This is a genomic window from Paenibacillus lentus (assembly GCF_003931855.1).
Classification (GTDB): domain Bacteria; phylum Bacillota; class Bacilli; order Paenibacillales; family Paenibacillaceae; genus Fontibacillus; species Fontibacillus lentus.
In genome coordinates, this window is sequence record NZ_CP034248.1 from 777,215 (window position 1) to 791,155 (window position 13,941).

Here is a 13,941-nt window from a genome sequence, read left to right on the forward strand (position 1 = left end):
CGTCGGGGCCAGCTTGCCCTTCTGTTCTCTATAAACAACAAAAATCCACAACCTCATGCGGTTCTGGATTTACATGGTGGAGGCGAGGAGCTTCGAAATAATTAGCTTAATTATTCCGCTTCTTCTATGAGTAAAGTTAACACATTTCTTAATCGGATACTACTGACGGGAGACTCAATCATAGCATCCAAGTATTCTTAAACGATCTGCTGTTACCAAACGTTCATAGGCATCAAGCTGTTTTTGTTCACGAAGCCCAGGAATATTAATTAAAACTTCGGTTCCCGGATAACAATACCGGGAGTCCTCCTGATCATACATTCTTCGCAATTTTTACAGCACGGGCTAGAAATTCAGAGTTCTTCATTCGTCCATTACTTCTCTCTAACAATAATTGATTTTCTCGTGCAGTAAGGTGAATACCTTCAATTGCCAGGGACGACCGAGCATACAGTAGGGCCGCCTTATTTCGTTTTGAAAATCTTCTCATTTGAATCATTCCTTTGTGGTTCTGACCTAATAGAATGTCCTCCCGTAGTGAGACGAGCGTCCCGTTTTACTTTTAGCTCATGACGGGCTATTGGCCATCCCCATCCCGGAGATTATATTCTAAAAATGTCCCCTTCTGCTAAAAAAAGCGGCCGAATACGGTCGCTTTTCTGATGCTATAAATGGAGGCCAAATTCTAGCCTCACCTTTTCCTATTCCAGCCTGCCGCCTTCTACTACAAGCTCTTCGGCATAACCCTCACCATAAACTTCATTCAATGTTTCTTTGTAGGCTTGGTGAATAAACTGCTCCTTGCCGAGGTTATCGAGCTCGGTATTAATCCAGTCCAGCAGCTCTGTATTTCCTTTAGCTACGGCTGGAGCGATCGTATCTTGGCCACCAAAAGCCGGAATACTAACCGTGAAACCAGGGTTGGACTTCGCCCATGCGATCAACTCTGTATTATCATTTGCAATTGCGGCACCACGTCCATCTTTAAGCGCTGCGAAGATTTCCGTATACTGATCAAATTTGAGCAGCTCGATCTCCGGGTATTCTTTTGTAAAATAAGTTTCTGCCGTTGTACCCTTAGCCACAATCAATCGCTGACCTTTTTCTTTGAGCTGATCAATCGAAGTAATAGGTGCGCTATCCGGTGACACAATTCCAAAGGAAAGCTTCATATATGGATTGGCAAAATCAACTTTTTCCTTTCGCTCGTCGGTTACGGTAAAGTTAGCCATAATAATATCCACCTTGTTGGATTCCAAATAAGCGACACGGCTGGCTGCATCCACAAGTACGAATTCAACCTTCGATTCATCCCCAAGCAGGTCTTTGGCAAACCGTTTGGCAATATAAACGTCAAAGCCCTGATTCTTACCATCAGAATCTACATAACCAAATGGCGGCTTATCAGCAAATACCCCAATTCTGACCTTGCCATTCTTTTTAATCTGCTCGATTGAATTAAATTTGGATTTGGATTCCCCACTATTCCCGGAGCCTCCGCAAGCGGTCAATCCTACCAATAGCAAACTCATAATCAAGGTTAAAACAAATAAGCTTCTGCTTTTCTTCATTTCTCTCATCCCCTATTTCTATCATTTTTCGTACTGAAATATATCCAGAAAGTGCTGTGCACGCTCTGTTGCTGGCTGGGTAAAAAATTGCTCCGCCGTAGCAATCTCACAAATTTTGCCCTGATCCATAAAGACAATGAAATCTCCTACGGATCTCGCAAAGCCCATCTCATGTGTCACAATGATCATCGTCATTCCCAGGTTGGCGAGCTCTAATATGACATCAAGTACTTCCCTGACCATTTCTGGATCAAGCGATGCTGTCACTTCATCAAACAGAATAATGCCCGGATTCATACACAAAGCTCTGACAATCGCAATTCTCTGCTTCTGCCCCCCGGAAAGTTCCCGTGGATAGGCATCCTTACGATCAAGCAATCCGACCCGATCAAGTAATTGCTCAGCTTGCTGAAGCGCCTCCTTCTTATCTCTCTTCTGTACCTTCAATGGTCCTAGCAAAATATTGTCGATGACCGTCATATGCGGAAATAAGTCATAATTCTGAAACACCATGCCGATATGCTGCCTTATTTCACGCCAATCCACATGATCATGAGCTAGATTGCGACCGAGGTATTGGATTTCTCCCCCTTGAACCGATTCCAGTCCGTTCAGACAGCGCAGGAATGTGCTTTTGCCGCATCCTGATGGACCAAGAATGACGATTACATCCCCTTTCCTTACCTGTAAATCGATTCCTTCCAATACCTGTCGATCCCCGAAGCTTTTCTGTAAATTTTTTATTTCAAGCAGTAGTTCTTTAGAATCCCCCATAAAAATAACGTTCCTTCCTCATCGCTAATTTTGCCATCTGCGCTCAAAACGTCTAGAAATGACGGATAACGGATAACATACGAGAAAATATAATATGAAAATAAAACCATATACCCAAAATGAGGCCGAAGGCGCCTTAATTACACCCAACTCAATTATTTGTTGTCCAATTTTCACTACCTCGATTACTCCAATTAATACAACAAGGGATGTCGTCTTCACCATACGCGTCGCCAGATTGATCGAGCCTGGCAGCATTCTTCGTACCGCCTGCGGGATGAGGATATATCGATAAATCTGTCCGCTGCTCAGACCTAATGCTTTAGCCGAATCCTTTTGATGCTTTGGCATAGATTCTAAGGCGCCACGTACGATGTCCCCAATTTCCGCTGCGCCCCATAAGCTAAATACAAGTATAGCTGTCACTTCTCCGCTAATATGAATATCAAACAAAGGTGTGAAGCCAAAGTAGACGACATAGAGCCATACCAAGATCGGAATAATTCGGAACACCTCAAGATATACGCGTAAAATAATTTGAAGCACCTTGATTGGCAGCGTCCTGAGCAATCCCATAAATAGGCCTAATATTGCCCCGAGCGCAATGGAGATAAACGAAATTTTAATCGTTACGAGCAGGCCTCCTAGCAATCGCTCCATATTGGAGCCCTCAAACAGCACTTCAACCCCCAAATTCTGCATATCTTACCTTCCTTTCTACCCATGACAGCACAAGAGACAAAGGCAAGATCAAAATAAGATAAGACATAACGAGAAGCGATAGAGATTCTGCTGTTTTGTAGTGCATCCCAATCAAATCCTTTGCCACATTCATTAAGTCCATTAATGCGATCGCGCCAACAATCGAAGTCTCTTTTAACAGGAAAATGGCATTGGCCCCCAATGAAGGAATACTAATCGCATACGCCTGTGGAAGAATCACATATCTTGCAAGCTGGACTTTGGACAGCCCAATGCTTAGGCCCGATTCAATTTGCGACCTGCTTACGGCCTCAATTCCACTACGGAAGGCCTCGGTCATGTAGCTTCCACCAAGAAACGTCAGCCCGACTATTGCACAGGTTGTTTCGCTCATGTAAATTCCAATTTTGGGCAGACCGTAATATAAAAAGAATAATTGAACCAGTAATGGAGTGTTTCTAGATAACTCGACATAAACAACAATTACACCCGAGAGCAACGGTACCTTATAATGCAAAGCAACACTAAACAACAATCCTAAAACTAGTGAGAAAAGGATTCCCCAGAAAGCTAGCTTCACGGTCAACCACATAGCATCTCCATAGAGAGGCAAGCTTTCAACAATAAACTCCCAGTCCAAATTCATAAGCACAACCCTTTATTTTTTCGTTAATATGTAAATCATGAAAATCATCATTTTTAACTACTACCAATAACCATTGTATTCGCACTGTTTAACTATGATTTGATGATTAGTTTAAATCTTATAGTAACCTTACGCAGCATGATATGATTTTATTCACACTATCCCTACTAAATAACTATGCTTTAGGAGCTGGAGGCATTCATGGACGGAATTAGAATCTACGATCTTCATCTACGGAAATATTTCCCACCGGCTAATCAGTAAGAGATATAAAGGTAAACGGTATTTGATGTCGAACTGACTTATTAATATATTGTACTTTTGAGCAATAAGTTTGTTGGAGTTTAAAATATTTTGTCATATGTAGGTGATCAGATGAGTGCAACCATAACTATCCAACAGTATCATAATCTTCGGAATGAATTCAGAAAGTATTTACAAGGTATCCATCCGGAATGGAATGAGAGTACATTATCCACACGGATGTCCGATGCTTTTTTCGCGCTGAACAATGATATTGGCGTTGATTTCTGGGCCGGTCTGGCCAGCGAAGAATCCATGCTAGAGGTACGCGATCATATCCACGATTACTTTGCCTATCAGAAAAAATATGACTCTCCCGACGCTCGTGCGGATTATTATCTATCATCGTTGCGTCTGCTCAAATCATTCCTTGATGAGAACTATCCTTCATTGCCAATAGACTGGAGTGGCGGGAGAATAACAAAAATGTATCTAAGATCAGAGTTTCAATCGTGGATGCGAAATCAGAAAAAGTCAAACGGTGAACCATACAGTCCTAAGACGATTAGCCAGTATTCCAGCTCGCTCAAAAACTCGACGGCTAAGCTGAACCTTGTCGGCGAAATTCACCACGATTTATTTAATTATTTCTCCTATGATGAATTTGAAGAAGTACGCGAGGTTATTTTGGCCGCTCCGAACTTCGAAGAGGTGGACCTTGCTGCTGGCAATAAGGCCTACTCCAACGGAATGAAGATGTATGCCCGATTCCTTAAAGAATTAAGCGAAAATGCGTTTACCGATATGGTGGCGGGAGAACCTGAAATCGAATATCCCGATTATTCGGTTGACGACTTTCTCAACGAAGTATATATGACAGAGGAGCGATATCGCACACTAAAGGGCTTGCTCCTGCGCAAGAAAAATGTCATTTTGCAGGGGGCGCCAGGGGTAGGCAAAACTTATGCGGCTCAACGGCTAGCTTTCTCCATCATGGGCAAGAAAGATAGAGACCGGGTCAGAATGGTGCAGTTCCACCAAAGTTACAGTTATGAAGATTTCATTATGGGATACCGTCCAGAGGGTAATGCATTCGTACTCACCAAAGGCCCCTTCTATGAATTTTGTAAACGCGCGAAAGAGGATGACCGCGAACACTTCTTTATTATTGATGAAATTAACCGTGGCAACTTGAGTAAAATTTTTGGCGAATTGCTGATGTTGATCGAGAACGACAAGCGGGGTGAAGATAACGCGATCCGACTCTTGTATAAAGATGAGCTGTTCTCCGTACCAGACAATGTTCATATTATCGGTATGATGAATACGGCTGACCGCAGCTTGGCGATGATCGACTACGCGTTACGTCGAAGATTTGCGTTCTTTGAGATAGAGCCGGCTTTTGCAACAGAGGGTTTTAGAGCCTATCAGATGAAAGTAAATAATACAAAGTTTGATGCCCTGATAGGAGCTGTAGTGAAGTTGAATGCTGCAATCGTAGAAGATGCCTCACTAGGAAGTGGTTTTCAGATTGGACATAGTTACTTTTGTACAGCGGAAACTATAGATGACGCCTGGTTGTCCGAAGTTGTGGATTATGAGTTACTTCCATTGCTACATGAATATTGGTTCGATGATCCATCCAAGGTGGAGCATTGGATTAGCGCGCTTAGAGGTGCTATTCGTGGCTGATTCCATCAAAGTGAAAAATATTTATTATATGCTCTCTTATGCGAGTCAAAATCTTCATGAAGCTGGGATAGATCAGGTTGCGGCCGAAGAGTTTGACCATATCCACGATTTGTTTGCAGCGATCTTGATCCGCGGAGTAGGCGATCAGATTCGGCGAGGCCTGCACAAAAATTATGTTCCGCAGGAGGAGACGATCGGTAGCTTGCGGGGGAGAATCCAAATTACAGAGTCGATTAAACAACAGACTATGTTACGTCGGAAAATGGTCTGTTTGTTCGACGAGTTTACCGAGGATACGCTGCATAATCAGATTTTGAAACAAACGATGCTCCTATTGCTTAGAATGGGTTCGGTGAGGCCCGATTACAAGAAAGAATTACGCAAGTTGCTAATGTACCTCGGCAATGTAACAGACATTGCGCCGCGTGCAATCCGATGGGATGCGCTGAGATACCACCGTAATAATGCTACATACAAAATGCTGATCAACATTTGTTGGCTTGTGATCAATGGTTTATTACTGACAACGGAGTCGGGGGGGTATCGCTTAGCGAGGTGGCTTGCTGATGAACAAATGCATCGGCTCTATGAGCGTTTTGTTTTGGCGTACTACCAGAGACACCATCCGGAATTTGCGCCACGCGCTTCATATATTAATTGGGATATTGCCGAAGATACGTATTGGCTGCCTGTGATGAAATCTGATATTACTTTAACTTATAAGGAAAAGACCATCATCATTGATACCAAATGGTACAGCAAGACCATGCAGACGAACAGCATGTATGATAGCAAATCGTTTATATCAAGCCACATGTATCAGATTTTTACGTATGTAAAGAACAAGGACAGGCTGGGATCAGGAAATGTAGCCGGTGTTCTGCTCTACGCCAAAACCAACGAATCCATTACGCCGGACAATGACCTTGTGTTGAGCGGGAATCGCATCAGCTTGAAGACGCTCGACCTAGGGCGCGAATGGGATAGAATTACTGAGCAATTGGAATCATTGTGTTCCTGGCTATTAACGGAATAAGAGATAGTGGAATACAGGAGAGATGGTGATATATACATACCGCCATCTCTTCTCATGTGATTAGATTTAGTGAATTCTAACTTGTTCTGTTGAACAAATTTCACAAGTGCTTCTGTTAGAGTCGGTATTTGCCTCGTACTAGAAAATTGCTGAATCACATTATCCTTTATATGCCTCATGTAATTCTGCAAGATCAAATTTCTTCATTTGAAGAAATGCTTTGGTTACGGAAGCAATCTGCTCCGGTGTACCCTTGCTCATCATCTCGTCCATCCCTCTCGGCACGATCTGCCAGGACACACCATACTTATCTTTCAGCCAACCGCATTGCTCGGCCTCAGGAACCGCAGAGAGCTTATCCCAGTAGTAGTCGATTTCATCTTGTGTATCGCAATACACCATGAAGGAAACTGCCTCGTTGAAATTGAACCCATGCTCATGCGCACTGTCCATTGCGGTAAACCACTGATTTTCAAGCATGAATTCGGCGAACATGATCGTCCCTTCTTTGTCGGGCTCCATGCCTTTGGGGTAACGAGCAGTAAGTCCTTGCTTTGAGTTCTTAAATACGGACAAGTAAAAATGAATTGCCTCCTCCGTTTTACCGCATAGATCACCGACAAACAACATCGACGGTATGATCGTAGGACGTACTTCGCCTTCCGGGTTGGTAAGAATTAACTGCCACGTTAAACCATATTTGTCCTGAATCCAGCCGTATCTCTCACTGAATGGATACTTATCAAGCGGCATTAACGCTGTGCCACCATCCGATAATTTGTTCCAAACCTCATTTAACCTCTCTTCCGCAGCTTCGTCTCGGGATGGGTCAAAATTAACCATAAAAGACACAGACGGGTTGATTTTAAAATGGGGTCCTCCGCTGATCGCCATAAACCTTTGACCCCATATTTCAAAAGAGACTAGATCACTATCGCCGGATGGTGTGTTATGTAATGTGGTTATATTCGTCATTTTTGAGTCCGGGAACAAGGAAATGTAAAGCTCTGCTGCTTCTTTTGCCTCCTTGTCGTACCATAAATGCGGAACAATTCTTTGATGGGTTATACGGATTGACATGGTTCAACAGCCCCTTTAAGGAGGATTTTGGCACTCTATATTGTTATATACCGTAATTAAGCCGTTCAAACACATTTTAGGCATTATTCACTGGATTAGACGAGGGGCTGCGTATAAATATTTTAGATTGCCCGCTTACATCACCGTGTTCCCCATTCCTGTATTGGAACGTACAAGAATTTCATCGAATTCGACTTGATGGTCCGCTTTGCCTGTTTTTCGTGACAGCATCGTGCCCACAAACCAGCGAGGAAGCCAAGCGGAATCGAGACAATCCCCGGAGTCGTAAGCGGAAACCAAGGATTTCCGACGAAGATCGCCTTTCCGGCCTCAGGATGAAACACATTTGGACTGACGATAACGAGTCCCACAGAGGCGATCAGCCCCACCACCATAGCCCAGATCGCCCCGTTTGTATTGAATCGCTTCCAGAAAATCGTATATAGGATCACAGGCAGGTTCGCACTTGCCGCAACGGCAAATGCCAGCGATACTAGGAAAGCGACGTTAAGGTTTTGAGCAAATAAGGCTAGGATAATCGAGATGACAGAAATGCCGATGGAAGCGTATCGGGCCATATTGACCTGCTGCTTCTCGGTCGCTTTCCCTTTTCTCAAAATTTGATTGTAGAAATCATGAGAGAAGGCAGTCGCGGCGGTAAGTACAAGCCCTGCTACAACGGCGAGAATAGTTGCGAAGGCTACGGCAGAGACAAAGGCGAACAGCAGATTGCCGCCCAGCGCTTGTGCGAGTAGCGGAGCAGCCATGTTCCCCGCCTGATCCGCAGCGGTAATGTCGCCACTTCCAACGAAGGCAGCAGCACCAAAGCCTAGGAAAATCGTCATCACATAAAAAAGACCGATAATCCAAGTTGCGTATACCACGGAGCTGCGGGCTATTTTTGCATTCCTAACCGTAAAGAAGCGGACAAGAATATGAGGCAGGCCTGCAGTTCCAAGAACTAACCCCATCGTCAAGGACAGGGTATCCAGCCCATCTTTATACTTCACGCCAGGATGAAGAAATTTCTCTTGGAGTGGGGTTGCTTCTTTGATTTGATCGAACATGCCTGTGATGCTCCAGTTGAATTTGTGCAGCACCAATATCGAGATGAGAAGCGTGCCGCCCATCAGTAGAACCGCCTTAATAATCTGTACCCAGCTCGTTGCGTGCATTCCACCAAATGTAACGTAGACAGTCATGAGGATCCCTACGATAATCACAGCGGTTGCAAAATCAATGCCGAGCAGCAGCTTGATCAAAGCTCCTGCCCCTACCAGCTGGGCAATCATGTAGAAGATGGAGATGACCATCGTATTAAACGCAGCAAAGCCGCGGATTTTTGTAGTTTTAAAACGAACAGCGATCATATCCGCAAACGTATACTTTCCTAAATTTCGTAAAGGCTCCGCAACCAGGAATAGGACGACTAAGTAAGCAACGAGGAATCCGATACTGTAGAAAAATCCATCAAATCCAGCTAGCGCAATCGAACCCGCAATCCCTAAAAACGAAGCCGCTGACATATAGTCTCCGGCAATCGCCATCCCATTCTGCCATCCGGTCAGCCCGCCGCCAGCCGTATAAAATTCGCTGGGCGAATTATTTTTTTTCGAAGCCCAGTATGTAATAACAAGTGTCAGGGCAACGATAGCTAAAAACATCATAAATGCAGCCGTATCCATCGTCTACCTCACCTTCTCAGCTATAATTTCATCCGAAATTCTATCGAACTTAGCAGCCTTTTTGTAGTAAATCATACAAAGCGACCAGGTCATGACAAATTGCAGTAAGGCAAAGACCCAAGCCCATGTGATACTTCTGTAAAAGGAGTGATTCAGGATGTTTGTGTAGGAGGTCAGAATCGGCAAAGCGAAATAGAAGCAGAGGAAGAAGATCGTGAAAGGAATAATGAATGCTTTCTTGGCTCGAATCAGCTTTCTGAATTGATCCGACTTCGCGATGGATGAGTATTGTGCGGGAGTTAGCTTCTGCCTTTTCTGATCAGCGGTTAACGGTTTACTTCCCATCGGCAATCCCCTCTCATTCAATGAGTGTACCTGCATCATACAAATACCAAGCGCTCTCAAGCATGCCGTACCATTTCAGTGGTCACCACTTTTAATGGATATGTGAACAGTTTGTGAATATGCAAACGACATTTCCCTAAAACACAAAAACCCACAACCCCAGTGGGTTGTGGATTTTAGTATCGAAGTTAAATCCTTATTTACTCCAATATTGCTTAGCAATTCTTTGTCCTTGATTAATTTTTGCCCACTGCTCAGCCTCAGTTAATTCATTCCCCCCATCACAAGAAGCAAATCCACATTGATGGGATAGCAGCAATCGATCCTTGTCAATAATCCGCGATGCTTCATCTAGCATTCTGAAGACACGCTCTTCATCATCCAGCGTATTCGTTTTAGATGACAACAAGCCAAGTACAATTTCTGTTTCCGGCTTATCCTTGAAGACGGCAAGCGCCTCAAGTGAACCTGCACGTTCATCATCCCATTCCAGGAAGAAACGGTCATATTTAAGCTGCTTCAAGAACAGATTAGCAATTTTCACATAGGAGCCGCCACCCATATTACGGGAATCATAGTTGCCGCGGCAATTGTGCGTCCACATTTTCAAACCTAAGCTATGACCAAAATCAATCAATGTATTGTTAATGTCAATAAATTCAGTAGCAAGAGCTTGTACTTCCTCTTGGTTGATATGCTCACCGGTATACGGAGAATTCGGGTTGTCATCTGCAAACAGTTCCCATAAGCAATCGTCAAATTGCAGAATTTTCCCGCCAGCCCCAGCAAACTCCTCAACAAATTCCTTATATGCCTGGACGAGGCCATTTTTAAGCTCCTGTCGATCTTTATAAACCGCATCTTTACCGCCAATGTTATCCGACCAGGACAACTCTCCAAAAATATGAGATGGCGAAGGTACGCATAGCTTCGTTTCACGATCACCAGCTAGAGCTTGGAGTTTCTTAAATATTCTTATGAAATGATGGTCCTTTCCGCTCAATTCACCTGTAATGCGCAAGCCAATATCTTTTCGTGTCTCATATTTTGAACTTCCATCCAGGTCGCGGAAGAAATAACCATGCTCGGCAATATAGCGATCAATTCCCTGGAATCCCCAAACAAAGTCTAGATGCCACATGGATTTGGAATATTCACCATCTGTAATAACGGACAAATCATGCTCAATTTGTTTTTCAACTACTGCCTGAATTGCCTCAGTTTCACACTGCTCATAACCCTCAAAATCCTGATAGAACGGATAAGTGATGTCATCACGATGTTCTATTTGTGTTTTATATTTCAATAGCTCAGACGGCCGCAACAAACTGCCTACTGTTTGGAATTTACTGCACATTCAAAAAACCTCCCCGTTCTGTCTCATCATTTTGTAATGCTCTGATTGTAGCACGGATGAGGTATTATAACGTAACACTCAAAAGTCATAACTAGTTATAGCTAAAAGCTATAACGGGGAAAGTATGATTTGAAATAACAGCATAGAAACAACCACAACCTCATACGGCTGTGGATTTATTGTCCGAAGGCAACGCCACATAAGCGAGCTTTCATGGGTGTAGTCACAGTTTAATGTTGGCAAAGCAAACCCATTCGATTCCTCTTGCGACCTTTTGGTAAAAAATACAATTCCCTACCTTTGCTCAAGTATCGTTTTTTTACACTTATTAGTGTCTGTATTTAGCTCTAAAAATGCGCCAACAAAGCTTGATAAGATTAGGAGGCGAATGTGCATTTTCGGCAAGATAAGAGAACGCAGTACGGTTTCCTCGCTTCGTATTACAATCGCTACATGAAGCAAGCAGATTGTGTGGAAGATCCGATCCGCCTTTGCTTGAGGGGATAATATGATCCACTGTCGTGGCGGGACGTCCACACCACAAACAAGTATGATGATCCCGTTTTAGCGCAACTTTTCGATAGTTACGAAATAAGAACGGGTTATAAAGTAATTGAATCGTCTCCTCATCAATCCAGACGGCACGCGAACGCTCGACTTCCCGCCAAGCTCGATGAGGCAAACATGGTGTTAGTTCTTGACCATCCATATTGAGTACCGATATCATTGTTCCCTCATTATGATTATGATTCATCTATTTCACTCCAACTGTACGAAATGCTCTGACTTATTATTAACAAAAAAACCATCATCATGCGGATGGTGTTCATGATGGTGGAGGCTAGGGGAGTTGAACCCCTAACGCCACGTAGCTGTCTACGGGTACTCCATTTCTTCTACTAGTAAATTTTTTACTTATTAAGACCAAATCAAAAGGCATGAATTCGATAAAGTACCGAACTCATGCCCAATTCATCACCTAATCGCCGTGCCGTTACCAGACTTAATTTAGATGCCTTCACCTTCAAATCGCTCAAACTTACCTCCGATTCGATCTCAATACCCTCGCGAAAATTGCGTGCTTTCTTTCAGATTGGCAATATCATGGCCCGTGGGATTTTGGAAGGCACGAAGCCCAAATGTCGGCGCAACTGCAAAGATGTGGTCAAAGATATCCGCCTGAATCGATTCATACACTGCCCAGTTGGTATCATTGCTGAAAGCATAGATTTCCAATGGCAATCCGTTATCCCCCGGTGCTAACTGTCTAACAATCAGCGTCATTTCCTGGTGAATTTTTGGATGGTTCCGCAAATATTGATGGATGTATTCTCTGAATACGCCCACATTCGTAAGCTGTCTGCCATTCACTTTACTTTCAGTATTAATCTGGTGTTCCCGATTGTATGCATTAATTTCATCTAATCTTGTCGTAACATAATCGGTAAGGTAGTGAATTTTCTTGAATTCCTCAATCATTTCCTCGGTACAAAAGCTTATGCTGCTCGTATCAATATAGAAGCTTCGCTTGATCCTACGACCACCGGATACTTGCATGCCTCTCCAATTCTTGAACGAGTCTGAGATGAGCGCGTAGCTCGGAATCATCGTGATCGTCTTATCGAAATTTCTAACCTTTACCGTGTTTAACGTAATGTCGATTACGTCGCCATCCGCATTATATTTTGGCATTTCAATCCAGTCACCGACACGCACCATATCATTCGATGATAATTGAATGCCTGCCACCAGACCTAATATGGAATCCTTAAAGACGAGCATCAGTACAGCCGACAAAGCACCAAGCCCACTGAGAATGATCAAGGGGTTCTGACCGATGAGATTCGAGATCACCACAATGCCGCCGATAATAAACAATACGATTTTTGCCACCTGAATGTACCCCTTAATCGGTCTGATCTTGGAGACTTCAAACGAACGGTAAATCGCGTCAAAAGCATTGAGCAGCGCATTAAGCACCATGATGGTTACAATAATCATGTACGTTAATGCGGCCTTTTCAATCCAACCTTGATAAAGCGGGAAGATGGAAGCAGAGTAATAAATGATGATGGCTGGCACGAGATGCGACAGCTTATGGAACACTTTTTTCTCCAAAATAATATTATCCCATGTATACCTATTGTTATGGACGATATGAATAATCGTCTTCAACACGATTTTTTTGGCTATGTAATTAGCCAGTATACAGACCACAGCTATAAAAACGACCATGATCATATTCGATAGATATCCAATGGTTTGTTCGCTCATGCCATATCCGTCTAGTTGATTTCTAATAAATTCCATTGTCTCCTCCTAACGCAGTATGAATTAGCCTATGTTAGCCTATTATTATAAGTTAGATTCTAGTGCTAAGCAAAGTTCAAAATAAGGCATTACGTTGCTTCATCTGGGAGGTGCTTGGTGCAGACGTATAAAAAAAGACCACCTTCAACGGTGGTCTTTCTGATAGTACTATGGAGGCGAGGAGGAGCTTTATAGTTTAAATGTAGACTATATAAATATATAATTTTAATAACAGTTGAATAAGATAAGAAGGAACCCTAATGAATAGGATGATTGAGATGGAACGGAAGGTCACCAAATTTGGCAACAGCCTCGGTATAACCATGACTGACGCTTTGAAGCAAATTGGACTCGATCAAGGTGATTTAGTCAGCATTGATGTTAGTCCTGCTACAGGAGAAATCATTATTAAGAAATCAACAAAAGTCTCATTACCTGAAGAGGGTCTATCAAGAACTTTGCGTAAACGAATGTAGAGGGTGATGCTTAGAGGGGGACTC

Annotated in this window: 12 protein-coding genes and 1 pseudogene; 3 read left to right on the forward strand and 10 right to left on the reverse strand. The window is 43.2% G+C overall.

The features are described 5' to 3' along the window. Positions 1-701: 701 nt before the first annotated feature. From EIM92_RS03550 to EIM92_RS03565, 4 genes are read right to left on the reverse strand one after another with little or no spacing between them, the layout of a single operon-like run. A complete protein-coding gene (locus EIM92_RS03550) occupies positions 702-1,571 on the reverse strand; it encodes a cysteine ABC transporter substrate-binding protein (protein ID WP_125081512.1) in 870 nt (289 codons plus the stop codon). Between the two features lie 21 nt (positions 1,572-1,592). Next, entirely contained in the window at positions 1,593-2,345 is a 753-nt protein-coding gene (locus EIM92_RS03555; protein WP_125081513.1) for an amino acid ABC transporter ATP-binding protein, read from the reverse strand. Positions 2,346-2,369: 24 nt separating this feature from the next. Further along, positions 2,370-3,047 (reverse strand): amino acid ABC transporter permease, encoded by a 678-nt coding sequence (locus tag EIM92_RS03560; protein WP_125081514.1) that lies wholly within the window; start codon positions 3,045-3,047, stop codon positions 2,370-2,372. Beyond that, positions 3,028-3,693, reverse strand: a complete 666-nt coding sequence (locus tag EIM92_RS03565; protein WP_125081515.1) for an amino acid ABC transporter permease — start codon at positions 3,691-3,693, stop codon at positions 3,028-3,030. Before EIM92_RS03565 ends, EIM92_RS03560 begins: the two co-directional genes overlap by 20 nt. Positions 3,694-4,068: 375 nt before the next feature. On the opposite strand from EIM92_RS03565, the gene EIM92_RS03570 reads away from it, so the two are divergent. Together EIM92_RS03570 and mcrC are read left to right on the forward strand one after the other, a co-directional pair. Next, positions 4,069-5,628: an AAA family ATPase gene (locus tag EIM92_RS03570; protein WP_125081516.1), complete on the forward strand. Its 1,560-nt coding sequence runs from the start codon at positions 4,069-4,071 to the stop codon at positions 5,626-5,628. Next, positions 5,621-6,664: a 5-methylcytosine-specific restriction endonuclease system specificity protein McrC gene (mcrC, locus tag EIM92_RS03575; protein WP_246021196.1), complete on the forward strand. Its 1,044-nt coding sequence runs from the start codon at positions 5,621-5,623 to the stop codon at positions 6,662-6,664. Before EIM92_RS03570 ends, mcrC begins: the two co-directional genes overlap by 8 nt. A 159-nt stretch (positions 6,665-6,823) precedes the next feature. On the opposite strand, the gene EIM92_RS03580 is transcribed toward mcrC, so the two are convergent. The 6 genes and pseudogenes from EIM92_RS03580 to EIM92_RS03605 form a co-directional block, all read right to left on the reverse strand. Then, a complete protein-coding gene (locus EIM92_RS03580; RefSeq protein ID WP_125081517.1) occupies positions 6,824-7,744 on the reverse strand; it encodes a VOC family protein in 921 nt (306 codons plus the stop codon). Positions 7,745-7,879: 135 nt separating this feature from the next. Next, a pseudogene (locus tag EIM92_RS03585) lies at positions 7,880-9,429 on the reverse strand (solute symporter family protein). Positions 9,430-9,432: 3 nt separating this feature from the next. Beyond that, positions 9,433-9,774, reverse strand: a complete 342-nt coding sequence (locus EIM92_RS03590) for a DUF485 domain-containing protein (RefSeq protein WP_125081518.1) — start codon at positions 9,772-9,774, stop codon at positions 9,433-9,435. A gap of 196 nt (positions 9,775-9,970) precedes the next feature. After that, positions 9,971-11,131, reverse strand: a complete 1,161-nt coding sequence (locus EIM92_RS03595) for a cobalamin-independent methionine synthase II family protein (protein ID WP_125081519.1) — start codon at positions 11,129-11,131, stop codon at positions 9,971-9,973. A 328-nt stretch (positions 11,132-11,459) separates the two neighbouring features. Further along, entirely contained in the window at positions 11,460-11,885 is a 426-nt protein-coding gene (locus EIM92_RS03600) for an HNH endonuclease (RefSeq protein ID WP_125081520.1), read from the reverse strand. Between the two features lie 302 nt (positions 11,886-12,187). Next, entirely contained in the window at positions 12,188-13,441 is a 1,254-nt protein-coding gene (locus EIM92_RS03605) for a mechanosensitive ion channel family protein (RefSeq protein ID WP_125081521.1), read from the reverse strand. A 260-nt stretch (positions 13,442-13,701) separates the two neighbouring features. Here EIM92_RS03605 and EIM92_RS03610 point away from each other — a divergent pair, with 260 nt between their 5' ends. After that, positions 13,702-13,917 (forward strand): AbrB/MazE/SpoVT family DNA-binding domain-containing protein, encoded by a 216-nt coding sequence (locus tag EIM92_RS03610; protein ID WP_125081522.1) that lies wholly within the window; start codon positions 13,702-13,704, stop codon positions 13,915-13,917. Positions 13,918-13,941: the final 24 nt, after the last annotated feature.

Bases quoted from the DNA above. Each gene is read 5' to 3' on its own strand.
- EIM92_RS03550 (WP_125081512.1), bottom strand. From the start codon at position 1,571: ATGAAGAAAAGCAGAAGCTTATTTGTTTTAACCTTGATTATGAGTTTG.
- EIM92_RS03555 (WP_125081513.1), bottom strand. From the start codon at position 2,345: ATGGGGGATTCTAAAGAACTACTGCTTGAAATAAAAAATTTACAGAAA.
- EIM92_RS03560 (WP_125081514.1), bottom strand. From the start codon at position 3,047: ATGCAGAATTTGGGGGTTGAAGTGCTGTTTGAGGGCTCCAATATGGAG.
- EIM92_RS03565 (WP_125081515.1), bottom strand. From the start codon at position 3,693: ATGAATTTGGACTGGGAGTTTATTGTTGAAAGCTTGCCTCTCTATGGA.
- EIM92_RS03570 (WP_125081516.1), top strand. From the start codon at position 4,069: ATGAGTGCAACCATAACTATCCAACAGTATCATAATCTTCGGAATGAA.
- EIM92_RS03580 (WP_125081517.1), bottom strand. From the start codon at position 7,744: ATGTCAATCCGTATAACCCATCAAAGAATTGTTCCGCATTTATGGTAC.
- EIM92_RS03590 (WP_125081518.1), bottom strand. From the start codon at position 9,774: ATGGGAAGTAAACCGTTAACCGCTGATCAGAAAAGGCAGAAGCTAACT.
- EIM92_RS03595 (WP_125081519.1), bottom strand. From the start codon at position 11,131: ATGTGCAGTAAATTCCAAACAGTAGGCAGTTTGTTGCGGCCGTCTGAG.
- EIM92_RS03600 (WP_125081520.1), bottom strand. From the start codon at position 11,885: ATGAATCATAATCATAATGAGGGAACAATGATATCGGTACTCAATATG.
- EIM92_RS03605 (WP_125081521.1), bottom strand. From the start codon at position 13,441: ATGGAATTTATTAGAAATCAACTAGACGGATATGGCATGAGCGAACAA.
- EIM92_RS03610 (WP_125081522.1), top strand. From the start codon at position 13,702: ATGAATAGGATGATTGAGATGGAACGGAAGGTCACCAAATTTGGCAAC.